Source organism: Mesorhizobium sp. M0062, from assembly GCF_040323125.1.
Lineage (GTDB): Bacteria > Pseudomonadota > Alphaproteobacteria > Rhizobiales > Rhizobiaceae > Mesorhizobium.
This window is the reverse complement of sequence record NZ_JAMYUO010000012.1, coordinates 46,177-67,547: the sequence shown is the minus strand read 5'-3', so window position 1 is coordinate 67,547 and position 21,371 is coordinate 46,177. Positions and strand designations below refer to the sequence as shown.

Genomic DNA, 21,371 nt, shown 5'->3' with positions numbered 1-21,371 from the left:
ATTCACAGCGCGGACGCCTCGATGCGGTAGCGGGTCACGAACGGTTTTTCCGGCGAGAAGGCCAGTGCCGTCGCAATGCCGGATTGGGCGATTGGGTTGTCGGCCAGCGCGGTCGCCGGGCCGAGGCCGAAAGGTGAGCAGATCGGCTCGATACCGATGGCGACATGGCGCCCATTCCAGGGTGCGGCCCTGCGGCCTCGATTGGAGTACCAGAGCAGAAGGCTGGGGAAATGTTCCTTCTGCCAGGAGAGTTTTACCCGATAGCCGTCCGCGTGGTTGGCGAGCGCAGCCGCGCCATCGAGCCCCTCTATTTGCAGCAATTCCTCGGTGTCGGCGGCCAAAGGCAATCGCGAGACGTCGACAACACCGCCGGCTCGCGCCGGCACATTGCTTAGGTCGGAGAAAGATTTGTTCCGGGCAAACAGTTCCGCGCCGGTTTCGACATCGTGTGGATAGGTGCGGCCTTCATCGAAGCTGCCGAGTTCCAACATAGCGGCGCCTGTCTCGAAAGGTAGCCGGAATACTGGATGAAGGCCGATCGGCAAGCGGCAGGCTCGGCGGACGACGATCTTGAATTCAATGTCGATTGCCGGTGCCGATTGATCGGGAATAATCGTCCGTTCGACACGCTCGACAGGACTCCCCTCGGGATAGTCCAAGACCAGCGACAGCGATCCGCTCTCGCTGTCGCGCCAGGTCCAGTCATGGTTGGAGCTGTGGCCGTGGACTTCTTCGTCCAGCCCCGGCGGCCCCATAACCCGCGCCCAAGTCTCGGGCCACCCTTCGGCGGGCACCGAATAGCCGAAGGGCACGCAGGGCCATTCGCCGCGTAGCTTGCGCAGCATGCCCGGCAGCGCAGCCGCCTCCGGCTCGCTCGACCACGGTGCGATGTGCATCGGCGAGACCTGCCGGCCATCCGCCAGCAGAAAGGTAACGGGGGCGAGCATCGCGCCAAGCCGGTGGACGGTCAGCGCGCCATGCGCCCAGCCCAACCCGCGATGGTCGTCGTCGCTGTTCACGACCCGGCCTTCTTCAGCCGCGCAGTGCTCCTGTCGGCGAATTCCTTGACCCGCTGCTGGCCGATCTCGCTGCGATAGAGGTCGCCCAATATGTCGCGTTCCGTGGCGAGACCTTCGGCCAGATTGCCAGACACGGCATGCGCGGTCAGCGCCTTCAACCCTTCGATCGCCTCGGCGGGCTCGGCGGCAATCATCTCAGCCAATTCCAGCGCGCGCGGCATCAGCCTGTCGACATCGACGACCTCGTTGACCAGGCCGGCAGCGGTGAATTCGGAGGCCGGCACGATGGCGCCGGTCATCAGCAGGAAATTGGCGCGGTTGCGGCCGAGCGCGGCGACGCTGCGCTGTGTGCCGCCGCCGCCCGGGATCAGCCCGAGCTTGATCTCCGGCAGGCCGAGTTTGGCGAACGGGTTGGCGATGACGACGTCGCAGCACAACACCAGCTCCATGCCGCCGCCAAGAGCAAAACCGTTGACCGCCGCGATCACCGGCTTCCGATTGTTCTCGATCGCCGCGTACATGCGCGTGCCGGCGGCCTGGAAGATGTCGAACTCCGCTGCGGTCTGCGCCGCGTATTCCTTGATGTCGGCGCCGGCCATGAAGCCGCGCCCCTCGCCGGTCACCACGATCGCACCGATGCTTGCATCGCCGGACAGCGTCTCGAAAGCCTCGGTGATCTCGCCTTGCATCAGCCGGTTCATGGCGTTGAGCTGGTCAGCGCGCCGGAAAGTGACGATGGCAACGCGACCCGAGATTTCGACCGTGAGTGTCTGATAGGCTGTCATCGTCAGGCCGCGTCCACGGTCATGTCGCCGGACGCCTCAAGGGCTGCGATCTCTTCCTTGGAGAGGCCGAACTCGGCCAGGATCTCGCGGCCATGCTGGCCGACCAGCGGCGCCGGCCGATCGATGCTCGCTGGCGTCTCGCTCATCCTGACTGCGGGCGCCACCACCCGCACCGTGCCACCACGTGGATGATCGTAGCTGGTGATCATGCCCATGTGCTTGACCTGCGGATCCTCCGCCGCGTGGCGGATATCCTTGACCTCGGCGCACCAGATGTCGACTGCCAGCAGCCGTGCCAACAAATCCTGCGAGGCGAACTTCCTGGTCTCGGCATTGACCTTCTCGAACACCTCGTCACGCTTGTCGAACAGCGTCTTCAGGTCGTCGTAGACGGCAAGCTGCGGCGCCTCCAGCACCTCGTACAGCGTTTTGAAGGGGCTCATGGCGATCGAGATGTAGCCGCCGTCCTTCGTCTCGTAGATGCCGAACGGCGCCTGCATGCCGGGGTGGCCGATGCCGGAATTCGGGCGGACGAAATCCTGGCCGAGGTTGAGCACGGCGACATATTCCTGGTTGAGATGCGCCAGCAGGCCAGCCAGCAGATTGACCTCGATCTTCTGGCCCTTGCCGGTCTTCTCGCGATAGTAGAGCGCCGACAGGATGCCGTAGACCATGTTCATGGCGCCGATCTGGTCGGCGAGACCAGCGCCGGCCGGAACCGGCGCCTGGTCGCCGCGGCCGGTGTTGGCAATCAGCCCGGCAAGCCCCTGGATCAGCATGTCCTGGCCGGGGCGCTCGACATAGGGGCCTTCCTCGCCATAGCCAGATCCTGAGCAATAGATGATGCGCGGATTGACGGCCTTGAAGTCCTCATAGCCGTAGCCGAGCTTGGCCAGCACGCCGGGGCGGAAATTCTGCACCACCACATCGGCGCTCTTTGCCATCTCCATGAGAATGGCGTGCACCTTGCGGCTCTTCAAATTGAGCGCGATCGAGCGCTTGTTGCGGTTCCAGGCGAGGAAATTCGGGCTTTCTGAGCCGCCCACCCACTTGGCAAAGAAGGTCATGCCGCGGAACATGTCGCCGGCGCCGGCGCGCTCGACCTTGATGACGTCGGCGCCCATGTCGCCGAGCAGCTGCGTGGCGAACGGCCCTTGCAGCAGATGGCTGAAATCCAGGATGCGGACGCCTTCGAGGGCCTTGTTCATTTCATGTCTCGTTTCGTGTTTAAAGCAGTTCAGGAACGTAGCGCGGTGCCGCAGTCAGCCCGCCGTCGACACGCAGGTCGGTGCCGGTGGTGAAGCCGGCGGCATCGGAGGCGAGATAGACTGCGGCCTCCGCCACTTCGGAAGGCTCGCCGATGCGGCCGAGCGGATGCATCTTGACCCAGGCTTTGGCGAGATTGCCGCCGATCTCCTTGATCAGCTTGTCGTTCATCGGCGTGTTGATGGTGCCCGGCGAGATTGAATTGACGCGGATGTTCATCGGTCCGAACTCGACCGCCATCTGCCGCGTCATCGCCATCACCGCGCCCTTGACGCCGGCATAGGCGGTCCAGCCGTCGAGGCCGATATGGCCCTGCGCCGAGGCCATGTTGATGATCGAGCCAGACTTCTGCGCGATCAAGTGCGGCAGCGCGTATTTACAGCCTCGAAAGACGCTGGTCAGGTTGACTGATATCAGCCGGTGCCACTGCTCGTCGGTCATCTCATGCACCGGCATGCCGCCAATGGCGATGGCGGCGTTGTTGACCAGCACGTCGAGGCGCCCGGTCTTTTTGACGGCGCTGTCGATGAGGCCGGTGATGTCGGCCTCCTGCGACACGTCGCAATGCACGTAGTCAGCACGGTGGCCGGCGGCGCGCAGTGCGGCCGCAAACGCTTCGCCCGCGCTGTCGGCGATGTCGGCGAGGAAGACGTGCGCGCCCTCCCTTGCCATCGCTTCGGCGATCGCGTGGCCGATGCCGTCAGCAGCACCCGTGATGACGACGATCTTCCCTTCAAGACGAGCCATGTCAGCCTCCAATCGCGCGCCGGCGCTTCGCTTCGTCGAAGGCGACCGCGGCAATGATGATCATGCCGGTGATGACCAGCTGCCATTCGGTCGGCAGACCAAGTCCGCGCAGGCCGTTGGACAGGAACTGCAGGATCAGCACCCCGAGCGCCATGCCGGTCAGGCTGCCGATGCCGCCGGCAAGGCTGACCCCGCCGAGGACCGTCGCGGCGACGACCTGGAATTCGAAATTCAGCCCAGCCGTATGCTGCGCCGAACCAACGCGGGCGGCGAGGATGATGCCGGCAACCGTCGCGAGCAGCGAGCTGGTGATGAAGCAGATGAACTTGACGCGCCGCACATCGTAGCCCGCCAGCCGCGCCACTTCCGGATTGCCGCCGACGGCATAGATCTGCCGTCCGAATGGCCGGTGCCGCATCGTGTAGGTGAAGGCTGTGAGCAGGACGATGGCGATGACCGCCGAATACGGGATGATGTTGAACAGGCGGCCATCCGACAGCGCGATGAAGCTGTCGAGCGAGGCATTGTCCGGAATCGCGCGCTGGCCGGTGTAGAGATAGACGCCGCCACGCATGATGAACATGGTGCCCAGGGTCACGATCAGCGAGTTGATGCCGGCATAGGCGGTGAGGTAGCCGTTGACCGCACCGATGATCAGGCCGAACAGCAGCGCGCCGCTGACGCCGAGCAGCAGCGAACTGGTGTCGTTCATGATGATGATCAGCGGCAGGGCAATGGTCGCCAGCAGCGACCCGATCGAAATGTCGACCTCGCCGGATATGAAGACGATGGCGCAGCCGATGCCGGCGGTGAGCGCCAGCGAGGCCTGCCCGAGCACGTTGGTGATGTTGCGCACGGAGAAGAAGTTCTCCGCCGTGACGGAAAAGAAAACGATCACCAGGATAAGGCAGACGAGCAGCGCCAGTTCCTGCCGGGCAAAGAGCCGAGCCAAAAGGGAGGGCGGGGCTTTCACGGAAGCGGTGCTGGCAAGGCTCATCGCTTGCTCCATTCGAGGAGGTGGACCGGATCGCTCGGGACGCTGACGCGATGCGTCATGGTTTAGCCGATCGCCGCATTGAGGATCTTCTCCTGGGTGGCTTCGTCGCGCGACATGATCGCGGTGAGACGGCCTTCGCACATCACCGCGATCCGGTCGGAAAGACCGAGCAGCTCCGCCATCTCGGACGTCATCATGACGACCGCCAGGCCTTCGCCGGCGAGCCGGTCGATCAGCGCGAAGATCTCCGACTTGGCGCCGACATCGATGCCGCGAGTCGGCTCGTCGACGACGATCACCTTCAGGCCGCGCATCAGCCAGCGCGCGATCAACACCTTCTGCTGATTGCCGCCCGACAGGTTCTTGACCTGCTGGAACAGGCTGGGGGTCTTGATGCGGAAGCGGTCGACATAGTCCTGCACCGCCTTGTGTTCTTTTGCCGTGTCGACGAACCCCATGCGCGCGAAGGCGCCGAGCGAGGCGAGGCTGGCATTCTGGTAGACAGGCAGGTCGCCCATCAGGCCTTCGTTCTTGCGGTCATCGGTGAGCAGGCCAATGCCGAGCTTGACGCCGGTGGGCGTGTCGTGCGGCTTCAGGGGACTGCCGTCGACCGTGATCGTACCCGAAGTGATCGGATCGTAACCGACCATTGCCTTGGCAAGCTCGGTTCGGCCCGCGCCCATCAATCCGAAGAAGCCGAGCACTTCGCCGGCGCGCGCCTCGAAAGATACGTCGGTCAGCTTCCTCGCCGTGCTGAGCTTTTCAACCGACAGCGCGACCTTGCTGCCCGCCGCGCCGCGCTGGCGGGGAAACAGATTGTCGATGCGCCGTCCGATCATGTCCTTGATCAGCGTGTCGTTGCTGTGCTCGCCGATCAGCCTGGTCGAGATGTGGCGGCCGTCGCGCAGCACCGTGACCGTGTCGGCGATCTCGAAAACCTCGTCGAGCTTGTGGCTGACATAGACCACCGCGATGCCGAGGGCGGCCAGCCGGCGGATGACGGTGAACAGCAGCGAAACCTCTTTGGGCGTCAGCGAGGAGGTCGGCTCGTCCATCACCACGACGCGGGCCTCGTGGGCGAGCGCACGGGCAATCTCGACCATCTGCTGCTGGCTGACCGGCAGCGACCCCGTGCGCGCCGCCGGATCGACGTTGAAGCCGATGCGGCTGAAAAGGGCTGCCGCATCGGCACGGATCTTCTTCCAATCGATCGAGCCGGCTCTGCCGGTGGGATATCCCTCGAGGAAGATGTTCTCGGCAACGGTGAATTCGGAGATCAGCGCGATCTCCTGGAACACGACCTTGATGCCCTCTTTCAGGCTGTCGCGCGGCGACTTGATGTCGACCTCGCGTCCGCGCAGGCGGATGGTGCCGGCGTCCTTGCCATAGACGCCGGCCATGATCTTGATCAGCGTCGACTTGCCGGCGCCGTTCTCGCCCATCAGCGCGTGGATCTTGCCGGGCTCCAGGGTGAAGTCGACATTGTCCAGCGCCACGACTCCCGGAAAGCGCTTGTCGATGCCGCGCAGTTCGAGTGCCGGCACATTCTTGTCGATGGCAGCGCCTTCGCCGGGATGCAGAAAATCAACGGACATTGGCTCTGTTCCGGATGATGTCGAGATAGGTTGCCAGGATGATGACGACGCCCGGCACCACCATCTGCAGGTCCTGGTTCCAGCCGAGAATGATGATGCCGTTGTCGATCACCTTCAGGACCAGCACGCCGAGCAGTGTGCCGAACAGCGAGCCGCGGCCGCCGAGCAGGCTGGTGCCGCCGAGAATGACGGCGGCGATCACCGTCAGTTCGAAGCCACGGCCAGCGGTCGGCTGGCCGGCATTCATCAGCGAGGACAGGATCATGCCGGCGACGCCGACGCAGAGGCCGGTGACGATGAAGGCAAACAGCTTGAGGCGTTCGGAACGCACGCCCGACAGGCGCACGGCTTTCTCATTGGCGCCCACCGCGTAGAGATAACGGCCGAGCGTGGTGAAGCGCAGCGCCACATAGCCGACCGCGAAAACCAGCGCTGCCAGGATGACCGGCACCGGCACCGCTCCGACATAGCCGGCGCCGAGATCGGTGAAGCTGGTCAGCTGGTTGTGGTTCTGCACCGCCTCGCGTGTGAACAGATAGACACCGCCCTGCAGCATCATCATCGTGCCGATGGTGGCGATCAGCGAGTTCACCCTGAGCCTGGTGACGACCAGCCCGTTGAACAGGCCGACCCCGCCGGCGAAGGCCAGTGCCGCCAGCACGCCGAGCGCGAGGCTGTGCGTCGAATTGAGCACCGCCATGCCGATGCAGCCGACAAAGGCGATCGATGCACCGACCGACAGATCGACCTCGGCGGTGATGATGAGCATGGTCATGCCGGAGGCGACGATCAGCACCAGCGCGCATTGACGCAGGATGGCGATGATGTTGGCCTCCGAGTAGAACTGCGGCGCCGCGATCGAGATGGCGACGCACAGCACCGCCAGCATGACGCCGAGCACAAGCTGGCTGCTGCCCAGCAGCTGGCCGCCGATAAACCGCTTCGGCGCGGAGGCGTGTGTTAGCTCGCTCATTTCAGTCCATTCCCGAACCGCTTTGCGTCAGGCACCGGAACCCGACGCCTTGTCCATGCCGCCAGCGGCACCTGACTGTCTGCCCTTCCCGCGGCGCGGGAAGGGCAATGCCGACCAACCTAATTCTTCAGGTCAGCCGAAGTCTTCATGCACTTTGCCGGCGGCTGCAGTGCGTTGACGGCGTCCCATTTGACGGTGCGGGTGGTGCCGTCGTAATCGTAGTACTTCTTCCAGTCCTCGCCGTTCATCGGCGCCGTCGGGCTGACGATGTGCTCCGGCACTTCCTCGTTGTTGAACAGTTTCACCGCGGCATCGATGGCGGTGAAGCCTTCCTTCTCGGGGAACATCGCGGCTTCGATGCGATAAGACGGCTCGTTCTGCATCGCGTTGATGAAGGCAAGCCCCTCGCCGCCGGTGCCGACGGTCAACAGGCCATCCTGCGACTTCCCCGCCGCCTTCCAGGCCTGCAGGCCGCCGAGCGAGGAGGAATCGTTGATGCCGTAGATGATGTTGATGTCGGCGTTCTTGGCCAGTGCCGCCGAGGACACTTCGAGCGCGCGGTCCGGATTGCCGCCGCCGTCAAGGTCGTGGACCATAACCGCGTCAGGAATGACGGTCTTCAGCCCGTCCATGAAGCCGTGCGAGCGCAGCACCGTGGCGGACAGCAGTGGCAGTCCGACATTCATCACCTTGGCAACGCCGCCGAGCTTTTCCTTGGCATATTTGCCGGCCTCGACGCCGGAGAAATAGCCGGTGTCATAGTCGCAGATGGCGACCATTGTGGTCATGCCCTTGACCGGGTTGCCTTCAAGCACAACCGGGATGTTGGCGGCTTTGGCCTGACGCAGCAGCGGCACCACGCCCTCTTCGTTGACAGGCGTGATGATCAGCACATCGACGCCCTTGGCGATGAAGTCTTCAGCCGCCGCGACCTGCTTGGATATGTCGAGATTGGCGTCCTGCACCTCGACCTCGATACCGAGTTCCTTGCCGTGCGCCTTCATGCCCTTGATGACATTCTGATACCACTCATGGGTGGCGTAGTTGGTGACGTAGCCGATGCGCTTGGGCATGTTCTCGGAATGCGCCGCCGCCGCGCCCATGGCCAGCAGAGCCGCGGATGCGAACAGGATTGACTTGTACCAGTGCATGTTTCTCTCCCAGTTTTATCGCTTTTGTTAATCGCTGAACGGGTAGTCCCGCCGTTCCGGGTCGGCACGTGAAGAGGTGGTGGCCTCGCCCCAGCCGAGTGCCGCTGATATCTTTTCGGCGGCGGCCCGGGTGCGTTCGAAAACCGTTTCGCGGTCGAAGCGCGCCGCCTTCTGCGGCAGCAGCGGCACCGTGAGAGCGGCGATGACGGCGCCGGTGTGATCGCGCACCGGCATCGAGATGTTGGTGCAGGCCTCGACGGCCAATGAGACGCGCATCTCGTAGCCGAGCCTTGCAGCCTCGTTCAGCCGCGCTTCGATTTCCGCCCGCGTGCCCTGGCCCTCGCCGGCGACGACGATCGCCTCGACGATGCGGTCGCGCTCTGCCCGGTTCGAATGGGCGAGCAGCACTGCGCCGGAACTGGTTTCGAGGATCGGAAAATGCGAACCCAGCGCAACCGAGTAGCGCATCGGCAGCGGGGAATCGATCTGCAGCACCACCAGCGCGTTCTGGCCTTCGCGCACGACGAGGTGACAGCTTTGATCCGCATTGGCGGTCAATTCGCGCATCACCGGCAGCGCGCATTCGACCAGCCGGTTCACCGGCGGATGCATGTGCGCCAGCTCGAACAGTTTTAGCGACAGCCGGAAGCGGTCCGATTGGGTGCGGAAGATGTAGCCGCGCTTCTCCAGCAGAAGCAGGATGCGGTAGATTTCGTGGATGGAGCGACCGAGGCCGGACGCGATCTCGGTCTGAGTCAGCGTTTCGGCGCTGGCGGACATGAACTCCAGAACGTCGAGCGCCTTCTCCACCGCCGGCACGCGGTAGCCGTTGCGGGCGCCTTCGGCTTCGTCGATCATCTCGGCAACGCTGGCGGCCATCACGCAACGCTCCGTTGCGGCTGGCCCTGCCTGGTGTCGCGGTACAGGCGGTTGACGCGCTCGGCGAGGTCGGCGGCCGTCATGTCGCCGGCGATGGCAGCGGCCGCATGCGGCGCGCATTGCCGGAAGAAAGCCATGAACCCGGGATGCGTCGGACGCAGATAGGAGGAACTTATCGCCTGCAGCGTCGCGCTGAAGAAATCTCCGGAAAAATCGTTGACCCCGGCGTCCTTCCAGGCGGCCAGTGACCCCGGCTGTCCGCCTGCCCTGACATAGTCGCCCCGCTGATAGTCGGGTGAGCACAGGAACAGCGCGTAGTCAATCGCGGCCTGCTTGTGCTTCGACTGGGCGCTGACGCCGATGCCGGCGCCGCCGAGCAGGGCACCGGCCGAGTGCGGAGTCGGCACGTTGGCAAAGCGCAGATGCGGCCTGTTGGTTTTCGAGGCGTAATTTACATAGCCGAAGGCGAACGGCACATAGACCACATCGTCATGCGCGATCATGTGGTCGTAGCAGCGGATCGGATTCCATTTCGGCGAGTTAGGATGCGACAGTGCCGCAAGCTCGCGCAATTGCCCGATGGCTTGCTCCACCATTTCCTTTGCAATGAACTGCTCGCCGTCTTCCTGCGGATGGCCGAGCGTCAGAAGCAGGCACATGGCATCCGTCGGCACGCAGGGAAGGCCGAGCCACTTGCCGTCCTTGCGCGCCTGCCGGCCGAGCTCGAGCACCTCGTCATGGCTGCGCGGCGCCTGTCCGTAGCGCTCCAGAAGATCCGGGCGGTAGGAAGCGACCTGGCAAGCGGCATCGATCGGCAACGCCCATTGGCGCCCGTTCTTTTCATAGGAGCGCCAGGACGCACCAACCGAATCCTGTTCGAAGAAGCGGATCTGCCGCGCCGACAGATGGGCGTCGAACGGCACCATCAGTTCATCCTGCGCGATGTCGCCGATGAAGGGATGGTCGAACACAACCAGATCGTAGGTGGCGAGCAGCGGACCGAGCGCGCCCTCGCCGAATTCATAGAGGCTGCGGCGGTCCCATTCGATTTCCAGGCCGGGATTGCCGGCGCAATAGGGCCCGACGCTGGCGTCGAGCGGACCCCAGCAGCGTCGATGATCCCACGCAAGACCGCGCAGTCTTGTCATTTCAGGCAATTCCTCCCTGGACTGGGCATGCACCCGGCCCGCCGAGTCCTAGCAGGTATTTTCACATAGACAAGTAACTTTTACATATGCAAAATTGATGTGTGCCTGGCGGCTTCAAGCCAGCCCGAACGTCTCCACGGCGCGCAGATGCCGCGCAGTTCGCCGCACACCCGCGCTGTCCGGTTCGACGGCCATGCTCATCCTCCAATCTGTGCTCTCAAACCAGCATCGACTGCTGGGCGGAAATCCCAGCCGTCGCGCCGTGCGATATTGCCAGGGTGACCGATGGCGGCGCGAGGGGGTTGGCGAGGTCACCCGCGGCGTAGATGCCGGGCATGCTGGTTTCGCGGCGCTCGTCGACCTTGAACACGCGGCGTTTCTCAGGGGAGACACAGACAGCGCGCAACTATCACCGCGATATCGGACGCCTGGCGACATTCCTCGGACGTTCACGAGACACAGCGACCGCAGGTCTGCGCTGGCATGTTAGGCTGACTTACCAAGAGCTTTCAGGCAAAATCCAATCTGCGCGCGCAAGCCCACTTCGGCATCTCCCCATGTTCGAGGCAGCGTTCGATCAGAATCGGATGGAGGAACGGCGTGAACGCGGTGTGGACGGCACGCGCCGCCGTAGCGGAATCATCGACGTTGAATTCGCCGGTTTCGATGCCCTCGCGGATGATACCCCTAAGGTAGTTACCATGTGCTCGATATGCGCCTTGATGGTCGCCCAGTTCTCCTGCATGCCGGCGACAAGCAGGTCGTGCATGCGCTTTTCCTTGACCAGCGTCATCTTCTTGTGGTGGTGAACGGCGGTCAGTAGCTGGCCGAGTTTCTCCCCGGCGGGCGTGTTTGTGCGTGCGATTGCGAGGGCGATGTCAGCTATCTCGTTCAAAGCTTTCCCGCAGATGGATTCTTTGATTGCGTCCCTTGAGGGGAAGAAACAGTAGACGTTTGCCGTGCTCATGCCGAATGTCGGCTTTTAGGCAAGGGCAAAGTTCAACTCAAAGGCCGACATTAGGCGCAAAGCAGACGTTCCGGTTGGCTTCCCAAGGCGGACAGAAGGCTTCGTCTCTTTCCTCCCTTGGTGCGATTTTGTCGCATCACGAGATCGGTCACATATCGAGAGTTTATTGCCGAGAAGAGGCCAGCGCTTGACACGCGGCGACTCCCTCTGGCCTGTCGGCTTTCGTCATTCAGAAAGCCAAGCAATTGGCTTTCTGTCCGCTACGCGGACCACTCCTCAACCCCTCAAGGGACCCTCAAGGGGGAGATCACGCTCCACCCATTCCCGACCGCAGTTCTTCCCTACCCTCGTCATCACGGCGCAGCCTGGAATCGGAGATCAGCACCACCGGGCACGGCAGCGCTGCAGCAGGCCGGTGGCCCTCTCGCCGAAGAAGAGCTCCTCGCCGGTGCGCCGCGCCACGCCCATGACGATCAGCGCTCCCCTGCCCGCCTGGCGGGGAATGGCATCGGCGGCGGCGCGGCTGCGGATGGCGGTCTCGATTTCGACGCCATAGCGGTCGGCAAGTGCTACGATATCCTTCAGCACCGCCTCCCTGCGGCGATGCGATACGATATCGCGCCGTTCGTCGCGGCCAACGCGCGCGACATAGAGCATCTTGACCGGCGCACCGGTCACGGCGGCAATCGCCAGCGCCAGTTCGGCGCCCCGACGCGCGATTGCGGTGCCGTTGACCGGAACCAGGATCTTGCCGGTTCCTGGCCCCAGCCTTGGCATCTGCCGGCCGGCGCCGGCCAGCTTCAGCACCAGGCAGAGCGGACCCTCGAACGCCGGCGATCTCAAGAAGGCGACCTGCGCCCGCCCCGGCTACTGCCGCGCATTACAAACTCCAAGAGGTCCGCCCCTACGGCCTGATCCAACGCTAGCGACAAATTCCCAATAATCGGAGGCAGTTCGACGCCCGGCGGTTGTGTAGCTTCAGCCTGTCCAAAACTGAGGCGGCTTGCCACAAATAGGTGCGCGCAGTGCCTGCCCTCATCAAAAGGATCGTGCACGACCAGCGGCGTCGCCGATAAGCTGAAGATCGGAAGCCATCGGGAAGCCGGTCGTCCAGTCCCTCGACTTTACACTATTCAGCCCCGCTCGATGGCCAGACGCGACTTGGAAGAACCGGCGTCACCGATCAGGGCCTAAATCGAAATGTCGACGTCCGCCTTCTAGCCTGGACGTCAGTCGTCAAGCAGATCTTGCGTGAATAAGAGCAGTTTTCAAATTTTTATACTGTGTCTCTTGCCGGGAGCAGTCTGTCCCGGTCCAGCCGCTAGGGGCAGCAGCGGAGGCGCCGATCAAAGTGAATACCTCGCAAGTTTACGAGGAGTTCTGATAAGCAAGTTTCAATTTCGCGCTTTTTCCCGCAAATTCGAGAGCGTGAGGAATTGGAACCATTCGTTGATTAATCAGGCGTTTTCGCCGGCCTGTCACGCCGGAGGTCGCGGGTTCGAGCCCCGTCACTCGCGCCATTTCTCCTCAGGAGAAATGTGACATAATCGTCTAGAATCATGGTCTTGCATGAGGCAATTCAGATCCGGTCGGATCTGAACTCGATCTCTCCCGCAACGACCTCACCCCTCGGCCAGCAGCGCCTCGACCTCATGCAGCGTCGGCATGGATGGCGCCGTACCCGGCCGCGTCACCGAAATGCCGGCGACGGCGCAGGCGAAGCGGACGGCTTGCAGCGGCTCCACGCCTTTGGCGAGTGCGGCGGCCAGGCCGCCATTGAAGGCATCGCCCGCGCCGGTGGTTTCGACCACCGGACCGGCACTGACCACGGGAACATGGTCGGACCGAGCGGCCGTGTGCAGCAGCGCGCCTTTTTCGCCGAGCGTGATGATGACCGAGCCGACGCCCTTTTTGAGCAGGCTGTCGGCGGCGCGGCGAGCCTCGTCGATCGAAGAAACCTTGATGCCGGTCAGCTCTTCGGCCTCGGTTTCGTTGGGGGTCACATAGTCGCACAGCGTGTAGATGCGGTCCGGCAGCTTGGCCGCGGGCGCCGGATTGAGAATGGTGGTCACCCCTGCCCCGCGCGCGATCTCGAGTGCGCGCAGTGCCGCGTCGATCGGCTGTTCGAGCTGGGTGACGAAGACGCCGGCTCCACGGATCAGGCCGGCATTGGCCTCGATGTCTTCAGACGAGATCAGCATCGCCGCACCCGGGCTGACGATGATGGCGTTGTTGCCGGTCGTCTCCTCGATGAAGATGTAGGCCGCGCCGGTATAGCTTTGCGGCGTGTCGATGACGGCGGATTTCACGCCCGCCTCTGCCCAGGTCGCCTTGGCCATGTCGGCGAAAGCATCGACGCCAAGCCGGGTCAGGAAAGTGATGTCGGCGCCGAGCTTGCCTGCCGCCACTGCCTGGTTCGAGCCCTTGCCGCCAGGTCCCAGCTTGAAGGAATTACCAAGAATGGTCTCGCCCATGCGCGGCTGTCGATCGGCCCGGTAAGCGGTGTCGGCGACGAAAACGCCCAGAATGACGACAGGCTTGCCCGACGCCATGGCCCTACTCGGCGTCCGGCGGCACGACGCCCTTGCGAAAGGCGAAGCAGCCATAGAAGCGGCGCTCCCCGGTCTGGATGACGCAATAGGCTTTCTTGGCGCGCTCGTAGAAGGCATAGCGCTCGACCGAGATCATCGGCCAGGCCTTGCCCTCGGCCTTGTCGATCTCCTTTTGCACCTCTTTTTGCACCGGCGGAATCTCGTCCGGCTTGCCGACGATCTCCATGCGCGCGGCCGCGTCGTCGACGAAAGTGTCGAGCGGATAGAGCGACAGCACCGCCTTGGCGACATCGGCCGCCGGCGCATCGATGCGCAGCAGCTTGCCGAGCACGGTCTGCTTTGCCACCGAATCGGCGGGGAAATTGGTGTCGGCGATGATCAGATCGTCGCCGTGTCCCATTGCCCTGAGCGCTTGGAGCACATCGGCATTGAGCAATGGGTTGATCCCTTTGAGCATGGCAGTCCTCGTCAAACAGTTTGGTCAAAGTCGATTGGAAATCAGAGCCGGTTGCCGGTCTCGGCGTCGAAGAGATGGACCTGGTCGAGGCGCGGCTTGAGATTGAGCGTGTCGCCGGGCTTGAAGTCGTGGCGCTCGCGAAACAGCGCCACCATCTCGCCGCTGTCGCCGAAGCGCACGAAGACCAGCGTTTCGGAACCCGTGGGTTCGACCACCGAGATCTTTGCCGGCACGCCGTCGGGATGGATTTCGAGATGCTCGGGCCGCACGCCATAGACCACGGCCTGGCCCTCCTTGGCGGCGCTGCCGGCCGCGACCGGGAACAGCGTGCCTGCTATCTCGACCTTGTCGCCCTTGCGCACCACGCCTTTGAGCAGGTTCATCGACGGCGAGCCGATGAAGCCGGCGACAAACAGATTGGCCGGCCGGTCGAACAATTCCAATGGCGCGCCGACCTGCTCGATACGGCCATCGCGCATGACGACGATCTTGTCGGCCATGGTCATGGCCTCGATTTGGTCGTGGGTGACGTAGATGGTGGTGGTCTTCAGCCGCTGGTGCAGTTCCTTGATCTCGGTGCGCATTTGCACGCGCAGCTTGGCGTCGAGATTGGAGAGCGGCTCGTCGAACAGGAAGACTTGCGGATTGCGCACGATGGCGCGGCCCATGGCGACGCGCTGGCGCTGGCCGCCGGATAGCTGGCGCGGATAACGTTTCAGGTACGGATTGAGGTCGAGAATGTCGGCGGCGCGCTTGACCCGCTCGGCGACCACGGCTGGATCGGTCTTGCGCAGCTTCAGCGCAAACGCCATGTTCTGCTCCACCGTCTTGTGCGGATAGAGCGCGTAGTTCTGGAACACCATGGCGATGTCGCGCTTGGCCGGCGGCAGATTGTTGACGATGCGCTCGCCAATGGCGATCGTGCCGCCGGACACGGTCTCCAGCCCGGCCACCATCCTGAGCAGCGTGGACTTGCCGCAGCCCGACGGGCCGACCAGCACCACGAACTGGCCATCGGCGATATCGACGCTGACCTCGTGCAGGACCTTGACGGTTCCGAACGCCTTGGCCACATTGCTGATCGCGACTTGAGCCATCGTCCCCCCTTTTCTCGCGGTGAAGCTAGCCATTGCCAACGGCAAGGGCAAGTCGGTATGTTATCGATAAAAAGCCATCGTGTTGACAAGGTAATCGATTACGCAAATATTGGCTGTTGCCACTCCGGCAGTCGGATTTTTATCCGAAAATCGGAGCTCCAGGCGACGCAGGGTGGGGTCCCACGTCCCCGTATGATAAAGGAGAACCGCCGACGTTTCGGCGTCGGAGGGATTGGCATTTTAATTCACGACTGTTGTTCTGGGAGGAATAGATGAGAGTCGGTCTGTACGAAAAACTCGTCCGCGCGGGTGCCACCCGGCGTGACATACTCAAAGGCGCGGCCTCGATGGCCGCGATCGCCGCCGCATCGGGTGCTGGGCTCGGCGCTTTCACCCGCCCGGCTGAAGCCGCCAGCGAGCTACGCTCCAAAATTCTGCAGATCCCCGGCGTCGGCAAGGGTCAGCCGACGGATGCCGATTTCCAGAAGGTCGGCGAACTCTGCCTGGAAGCCACCAAGGCCAACGTCAAGGAAGGCGAATTCGCCGGCGTCGAGCTCACCTTCATGGGCCTCAACAACCAGAACCTGCACAATGTGCTGTTCCGCGGCTTCCTGAAGCCGTGGGAGGCCTATACCGGCGCCAAGATCAGCTGGATCGACCTGGCGCAGGCCGACTACAATGCCCGCCTGCAGCAGTCGATCGCCACCGGCACCGTCGACTTCGACATCATCGAGATGGGCGCGCCCTTCGAAGGCGATGTCTGCGGCAAGGGCCTGACGTCCGAGATGCCCGACTGGGTCAAAGAGCAGATCGACATGAAGGATGTCGTGGCCTATCTGCAGCCGCCGGTCGGCACCTGGGACGGCAAGCAGTACCGGATCACCGTCGATGGCGATGCGCACAACTTCAATTACCGCACCGACGTTTTTGCCGATGCCGACCTCGCCAAGGCGTGGAAGGACGGCGGCGCGGCCACCGAATGGGGTGTGCCGAAGACCTGGCAGGAAGTCCAGGCCGTCACAAAATTCCTCAAGGGCAAGAAGTTCAAGGACCAGGACGTCTTCGGCTATCTCGATGCGCCCAAGGCCTGGGGCGGTTTCGGCTTCTACTTCCTCGGCAGCCGCGCCACCGCCTATGCCAAGCATCCCGACGACAAGGCCTGGCTGTTCGATGCCGACACGATGAAGCCGCGCATCAACAATCCGGCCTGGGTGCGCGCCATCCAGGACGTCATCGACGCGCTGCCGTCGGAGCCCGCCGACCAGATCAACGCCGACCCGAACACGACAGCCTTCCAGCAGTTCCTGGCCGGCACCGGTTCGATGGTCACCTGGTGGGGCGACGTCGGCTCCAACGTCAAGACCAACGATAGCTCGGTCATCGGCGACGTCACCGGCTTCTCGATCCTGCCGGGGTCCGACGACGTCTACAATGCCAAGACCGGCGCCTGGGACAAACTCGCCAGCGGCCCGAACTATGCGCCGAACTGCGCCTATCTCGGCTGGGGCGTCTACGTCATGGCCCGCGTCGATACGGACGAAAAGAAGAAAAAAGCGGCATGGTCGGCCGCCGCTCATCTCGGCGGCAAGGACCTGTCAATCTGGACGGCGATGTATCCGTCCGGCTTCCAGCCCTACCGCAACTCGCATTTCGACATTCCCGAATGGGTGGCGGCAGGCTACGACGAGGCGTTCATCACCTCGTATCTGAAGTCGGAAGCCGACAGCTACAACCATCCGAACGCGGCGATCGAGCCGCGCATCCCCGGCATCTTCCAGTACTATTCGGCTGCCGAGGACATTCTGGCCAACACATTCGCCGGCAAGATGAAGGCGCAGGAAGGCGCCGACGCCATTGCCGCGGCCTGGGAGAAGCTGACCGACCAGATCGGCCGCGAAAACCAGATCAAGCTCTACAAGGCCTCGCTCGGCGTGTAGGCTGATCCTATCGTGACAACAGGTCCGGCGGTGCAAGCCGCCGGACCTGACCGGCTCGGGCCGGTCGCAGGCTTGATTTTTTAAACGGACGGGGACGCGTGGCTGACCAGACCACCAATGCATGGCCGGCCAACGCCGGCCCAGCCGATCTGATCTCGCCGGCCCGCAAGCGGGCGGGTTTTGCCCTGATGGCGGCCGCCACGCTTGGCCTGCTGGCGGTGATCGCGTTTGAGATCCTCTACAAGAACGAGATCACCACGCTCGGCTTCGAGACCTGGCGTCCCATCGTCTATGCCTATGTTCTGTGGGGGGTGGCGCTCGGCATCGGCCAGGTGCTGACGCGCGGCGAGGACGGCCAGCGCGCGCTGTTCCTGCTGCCGGCGCTGCTGTTCACCATCGCCATGGTGATCTTCCCGACGCTGTTCGGCTTCTATATCGCGCTGACCGACTGGAACCTGTCGTCCTTTTCCGGCCGCAAGTTCAACGGGCTCGACAATTTCTGGCAGATGCTGGCCGATCCCTACTACCGCAACGCGCTGTTCAACATGGTGCTTTATGTGCTCGCCGTGCTGGTTGAGTATGTGATTGCCTTCGGCCTGGCGCTGCTGCTCAACGCGCAGATCCGGGCGCGCAAATTCTTCCGAGTCGTCTTCCTGATGCCGCTGATGCTGTCGCCGGTCGCGGTATCCTGGATGATCGGCAAATCGCTGATGGAATACCGTTTCGGGCCGGCGGCGACGCTGGCGCGCCATCTCGGCTGGGAGAACCCCGCCTTCTTCTCCAACCCGATCACCGCCCGCATCTCGATCATGGTGCTCGACGCCTGGACCTTCATCCCGTTCATGATGATCATGCTGCTTGCCGGCCTGCAGGCGATGTCGCGCGACGTGCTGGAAGCGGCGCGCGTCGATGGCGCCACGCCCTGGCAGACTTTCTGGCAGGTCACCTTCCCGCTGATGCTGCCGGTGTCGGTCACCGCGGTGATCCTGCGCATCATCTTCAAGTTGAAGCTCGCCGACATCATCATCACCGTGACCTCCGGCGGGCCTGGCGGCGCCACCGATTCGGTGTCGAGCTTCATCTACCGCGAATACCGCGACCGCTCGAATGTCGGCTACGGCACCATGCTGGCGATGGCCTATCTCGTCATCATCGTCGTGTTCGTGACCTGGCTGTTGAAATTCGCCAATCGCTTCGTGCGCAACGTGAACTGACGAGGCACAATGAGCGTCCAGACCACCGACTATGCTGCCTCGGAAATCCGCTCACCGCTGGGTTTTCTGGCCAATCGCATCTTCATCTATGGCGCGCTGGCGTTCTGGGCCTTCATCTGCCTGTTCCCGATCTACTGGACCATCACCACCTCGTTCAAGACCGCGGTCGACGTCACGCAGGGCCACCTCATCCCGTTCGTCGACTTCCAGCCGGACTGGAAGGGCTGGCGCTCGCTCGGCCTGTCGCCGGATTCGATCTTCCAGACCTCGACGGTGCGCGAGGAGTTTTTCAAGCGCTTCATGAATTCGGTCATCACCTCGGTCGGCGCATCGAGCCTCGCCATCGTCATCGGCAGCCTCGCCGCCTATGGGCTGACCCGGTACCGCTATCAGTTCGCCTGGTTCAAGAACGAGGACATCTCCTTTTTCTTCCTGTCGCAGCTGATCCTGCCGCCGGTGGTGCTCGCCCTGCCCTTCCTGGTGCTTTACCGGGAAGTCGGCCTGCTCGACACACGCATCGGCCTGATCCTGCTCTACACGCTGATGGTGCTGCCGATCGTCATCTGGATCATGCGCGACCAGTTCAATTCGATCCCTGTCGAACTGGAGGAGGCAGCGCTGGTCGACGGCCTGTCGATCTGGGGCGCCTTTTTCCGCATCGTCATGCCGATTGCGCTGCCGGGCATGGTCGCCGCCTTCATCCTGGCGATGGTGCTGTGCTGGAACGAGTACTTTTTTGCGGCACTCCTGACGTCGACCGACGCCAAGACCATTCCGGTGATGGTGGCGAGCCAGACCGGCTCGCAAGGCATCAACTGGTGGTCGATGGCGGCGCTTGCCACCGCCGCGATCGCACCGCTGGCGGTCATCGGGATTGCGCTTGAACGCTATCTGATCATGGGCATGACGGCGGGGGCGGTGAAGTAGGCGAGAGGCGGCGTGCCCCTCTACTGTTGACCTCGGCGGGACAGCACCCCCCTCTGGCCTGCCGGCCATCTCCCCCGCAAGGAGGGAGATCGGCAGCTTTGGCTGCATCGCTTTTCTTGCGACGTAGGTGATTGGCGAAAGCGGAAATGACATCTGATCTCCCCCCTTGCGGGGGAGATGTCCGGCAGGACAGAGGGGGGTGTGAAGGATCGCTACAGAGCGACTTTGTCTGCTAGCGCCCCAATATCGCCCTCAGGTGATCCATGATCATCGCCACACCCTTTCGCCCCAGCTCCGCCGAGGCCTCCGGCGCACTGGCCGTATACCACGCGGTATTCTCGCCAAAACGCCCGGCATCGACCGCTTCCGGACACAGTGCCAGCATCAATGATGTCTCGCCAACACCGGCGTGATCGAACGGATACTTCCCGTTCATGGCAGCCGACATTAGCGGGTGCACCTGCACCCAGTTGAAGAAATTCTCGCCGGCGGCGTGCCCGGAATAATAATCGGCCATCTCGTCTGAGCCCCACCAGCCCTCGCCGCGCTGCTTCTCGAGGAAGCGGAAGATCGCCTGGCGGCCGGCGGCCTTGAAGGCGAGATCGGTCGGCATGCCGGCGGCAAAGTTCTCGGTCTGGTGGTGGATGATGGCGTTGATGTTACGAAAGCCGATGCGCAGCAGGCTGTAGAACAATTCTTCGGCGAACGGCGCCAGCTGGTTGCCGCCGACCTGCACCGAGCCGTTGCCTTCGGGTGCTGCCACCACATAGCTCGCCGCACCGTAGTAGAAAGCCGGCAGGATGACGACGTCGGCCTCCTTCTCGTAGAGCTCCAGCGTCTTGACGACGGCCAGCGTGTCCATGCCGACGGCCATGTGCTCGCCGTGATATTCGAGCACGCCGAGCGGGAGAGCGACCGGCCAGTTCTCGGCGATCGCCTTGCGGATCTGGTGCGGCAGCATCAGTTCGTAGCGCATGATCTATTCCATGTTGGTGTGGCGGGCGCGCATGGCCTCGGACGACTGGCCGGTCAGCGCCTTGAGCTTCAGCACCATGACCTCGAACAGCAGGAACAGCGCCCCTTCGAAGACTGAGCCCATCGGCAGCAGCGATGTCTTTTGCGGCCCTTGGTCACGCGCCATGGTCTGCGCCGGGATCAGCAAGGTGAAGTCGGCAAGCGCGACCGCACTGCTGCCTGCCTCGGCGGTGAGCAAAAGCACGGTGGCGCCGGCCTGGCGGGCGACTTGCATCAAGGTGAGCACCGTCGTCGTCTCGCCCGGGCCGGAACTGACCAGGAAGACATCGGCTGCGCCAAGCGGTGGCGTGTTCATGTCGCCGACCACCGACACCTCAAGCCCAAGGTGATAGAGGCGCATGGCGAAACCCTTGAGCTGCAACGCTTCGCGGCCGCAGCCATAGACGCCGATCTTTTGCGCGCGGGCCAGGGTTTCGCAGGCGATGTCGATGCCGGCTTCGTCGACGCGCGCCAGTACGGCGCCCAGCTCTTGCAGGGCGGTCGAAAACATATCCGAGCCGGCATTCGCCATGAGAGTCCCATCTGTCGGGCCGGGTTTGTGGCCGGTGATTTCCGGTTGCGCGCTTTCGGAAAAGGCTTGTTTTTGTTCATGCTATCATCGGGAAAATGCCTGTCCAACGGCCAT

Annotated in this window: 20 protein-coding genes and 1 pseudogene; 3 read left to right on the top strand and 18 right to left on the bottom strand. The window is 63.2% G+C overall.

Annotated features, from left to right (window positions below):
- Positions 1–2: 2 nt before the first annotated feature.
- The 16 genes and pseudogenes from NKJ64_RS16300 to NKJ64_RS16225 form a co-directional block, all read right to left on the bottom strand.
- Positions 3–1,019: an aldose epimerase family protein gene (locus NKJ64_RS16300; protein WP_352462935.1), complete on the bottom strand. Its 1,017-nt coding sequence runs from the start codon at positions 1,017–1,019 to the stop codon at positions 3–5.
- Positions 1,016–1,804, bottom strand: coding sequence for an enoyl-CoA hydratase/isomerase family protein (locus tag NKJ64_RS16295; RefSeq protein WP_352462934.1), 789 nt, complete (start codon positions 1,802–1,804; stop codon positions 1,016–1,018). The genes NKJ64_RS16300 and NKJ64_RS16295 overlap by 4 nt, the downstream gene beginning before the upstream one ends.
- Before the next feature lie 2 nt (positions 1,805–1,806).
- Positions 1,807–3,012 carry a CaiB/BaiF CoA transferase family protein gene (locus NKJ64_RS16290; RefSeq protein WP_352462933.1) on the bottom strand — a complete coding sequence of 402 codons (1,206 nt, stop codon included), beginning with the start codon at positions 3,010–3,012 and terminating at the stop codon, positions 1,807–1,809.
- A gap of 19 nt (positions 3,013–3,031) precedes the next feature.
- On the bottom strand, positions 3,032–3,817 hold the full coding sequence (locus NKJ64_RS16285) for an SDR family NAD(P)-dependent oxidoreductase (RefSeq protein ID WP_352462932.1): 786 nt from the start codon (positions 3,815–3,817) through the stop codon (positions 3,032–3,034).
- A 1-nt stretch (position 3,818) separates the two neighbouring features.
- Positions 3,819–4,814: an ABC transporter permease gene (locus tag NKJ64_RS16280; protein ID WP_352462931.1), complete on the bottom strand. Its 996-nt coding sequence runs from the start codon at positions 4,812–4,814 to the stop codon at positions 3,819–3,821.
- 62 nt (positions 4,815–4,876) lie between these two features.
- Positions 4,877–6,409 (bottom strand): sugar ABC transporter ATP-binding protein, encoded by a 1,533-nt coding sequence (locus NKJ64_RS16275; RefSeq protein WP_352462930.1) that lies wholly within the window; start codon positions 6,407–6,409, stop codon positions 4,877–4,879.
- Positions 6,399–7,382: an ABC transporter permease gene (locus NKJ64_RS16270; RefSeq protein WP_352462929.1), complete on the bottom strand. Its 984-nt coding sequence runs from the start codon at positions 7,380–7,382 to the stop codon at positions 6,399–6,401. The genes NKJ64_RS16275 and NKJ64_RS16270 overlap by 11 nt, the downstream gene beginning before the upstream one ends.
- 119 nt (positions 7,383–7,501) lie before the next feature.
- Complete coding sequence (locus NKJ64_RS16265; RefSeq protein ID WP_352462928.1) at positions 7,502–8,533, bottom strand: sugar ABC transporter substrate-binding protein; 1,032 nt, start codon at positions 8,531–8,533, stop codon at positions 7,502–7,504.
- A 27-nt stretch (positions 8,534–8,560) separates the two neighbouring features.
- Complete coding sequence (locus NKJ64_RS16260; RefSeq protein WP_352462927.1) at positions 8,561–9,412, bottom strand: IclR family transcriptional regulator; 852 nt, start codon at positions 9,410–9,412, stop codon at positions 8,561–8,563.
- Positions 9,412–10,560 carry an extracellular solute-binding protein gene (locus tag NKJ64_RS16255; RefSeq protein ID WP_352462926.1) on the bottom strand — a complete coding sequence of 383 codons (1,149 nt, stop codon included), beginning with the start codon at positions 10,558–10,560 and terminating at the stop codon, positions 9,412–9,414. The genes NKJ64_RS16260 and NKJ64_RS16255 overlap by 1 nt, the downstream gene beginning before the upstream one ends.
- A 217-nt stretch (positions 10,561–10,777) precedes the next feature.
- Positions 10,778–10,924, bottom strand: a pseudogene (locus NKJ64_RS16250) (NAD(P)/FAD-dependent oxidoreductase); the annotation flags it as partial.
- Positions 10,925–11,069: 145 nt separating this feature from the next.
- The gene (locus tag NKJ64_RS16245) at positions 11,070–11,228 is read right to left on the bottom strand and encodes a hypothetical protein (protein ID WP_352462981.1); all 159 of its coding nucleotides are present in this window, start codon (positions 11,226–11,228) and stop codon (positions 11,070–11,072) included.
- 677 nt (positions 11,229–11,905) lie between these two features.
- Entirely contained in the window at positions 11,906–12,370 is a 465-nt protein-coding gene (locus tag NKJ64_RS16240; RefSeq protein WP_352462925.1) for a universal stress protein, read from the bottom strand.
- Between the two features lie 779 nt (positions 12,371–13,149).
- Entirely contained in the window at positions 13,150–14,079 is a 930-nt protein-coding gene (gene rbsK, locus NKJ64_RS16235) for a ribokinase (protein ID WP_352462924.1), read from the bottom strand.
- A gap of 4 nt (positions 14,080–14,083) precedes the next feature.
- Positions 14,084–14,536, bottom strand: coding sequence for an RbsD/FucU family protein (locus NKJ64_RS16230; RefSeq protein ID WP_023693301.1), 453 nt, complete (start codon positions 14,534–14,536; stop codon positions 14,084–14,086).
- Positions 14,537–14,577: 41 nt separating this feature from the next.
- The gene (locus NKJ64_RS16225) at positions 14,578–15,633 is read right to left on the bottom strand and encodes an ABC transporter ATP-binding protein (RefSeq protein WP_023689461.1); all 1,056 of its coding nucleotides are present in this window, start codon (positions 15,631–15,633) and stop codon (positions 14,578–14,580) included.
- 272 nt (positions 15,634–15,905) lie between these two features.
- On the opposite strand from NKJ64_RS16225, the gene NKJ64_RS16220 reads away from it, so the two are divergent.
- From NKJ64_RS16220 to NKJ64_RS16210, 3 genes are all read left to right on the top strand, one after another.
- Complete coding sequence (locus tag NKJ64_RS16220) at positions 15,906–17,570, top strand: ABC transporter substrate-binding protein (protein WP_023669429.1); 1,665 nt, start codon at positions 15,906–15,908, stop codon at positions 17,568–17,570.
- A 98-nt stretch (positions 17,571–17,668) separates the two neighbouring features.
- Positions 17,669–18,784: a carbohydrate ABC transporter permease gene (locus NKJ64_RS16215; RefSeq protein ID WP_023689462.1), complete on the top strand. Its 1,116-nt coding sequence runs from the start codon at positions 17,669–17,671 to the stop codon at positions 18,782–18,784.
- A gap of 9 nt (positions 18,785–18,793) precedes the next feature.
- Complete coding sequence (locus NKJ64_RS16210) at positions 18,794–19,711, top strand: carbohydrate ABC transporter permease (RefSeq protein WP_023669427.1); 918 nt, start codon at positions 18,794–18,796, stop codon at positions 19,709–19,711.
- 232 nt (positions 19,712–19,943) lie between these two features.
- On the opposite strand, the gene NKJ64_RS16205 is transcribed toward NKJ64_RS16210, so the two are convergent.
- Both NKJ64_RS16205 and NKJ64_RS16200 read right to left on the bottom strand, forming a co-directional pair.
- Positions 19,944–20,687 carry a creatininase family protein gene (locus tag NKJ64_RS16205; RefSeq protein WP_023821098.1) on the bottom strand — a complete coding sequence of 248 codons (744 nt, stop codon included), beginning with the start codon at positions 20,685–20,687 and terminating at the stop codon, positions 19,944–19,946.
- A gap of 3 nt (positions 20,688–20,690) precedes the next feature.
- Positions 20,691–21,257, bottom strand: coding sequence for an SIS domain-containing protein (locus tag NKJ64_RS16200; protein ID WP_023821099.1), 567 nt, complete (start codon positions 21,255–21,257; stop codon positions 20,691–20,693).
- Positions 21,258–21,371: the final 114 nt, after the last annotated feature.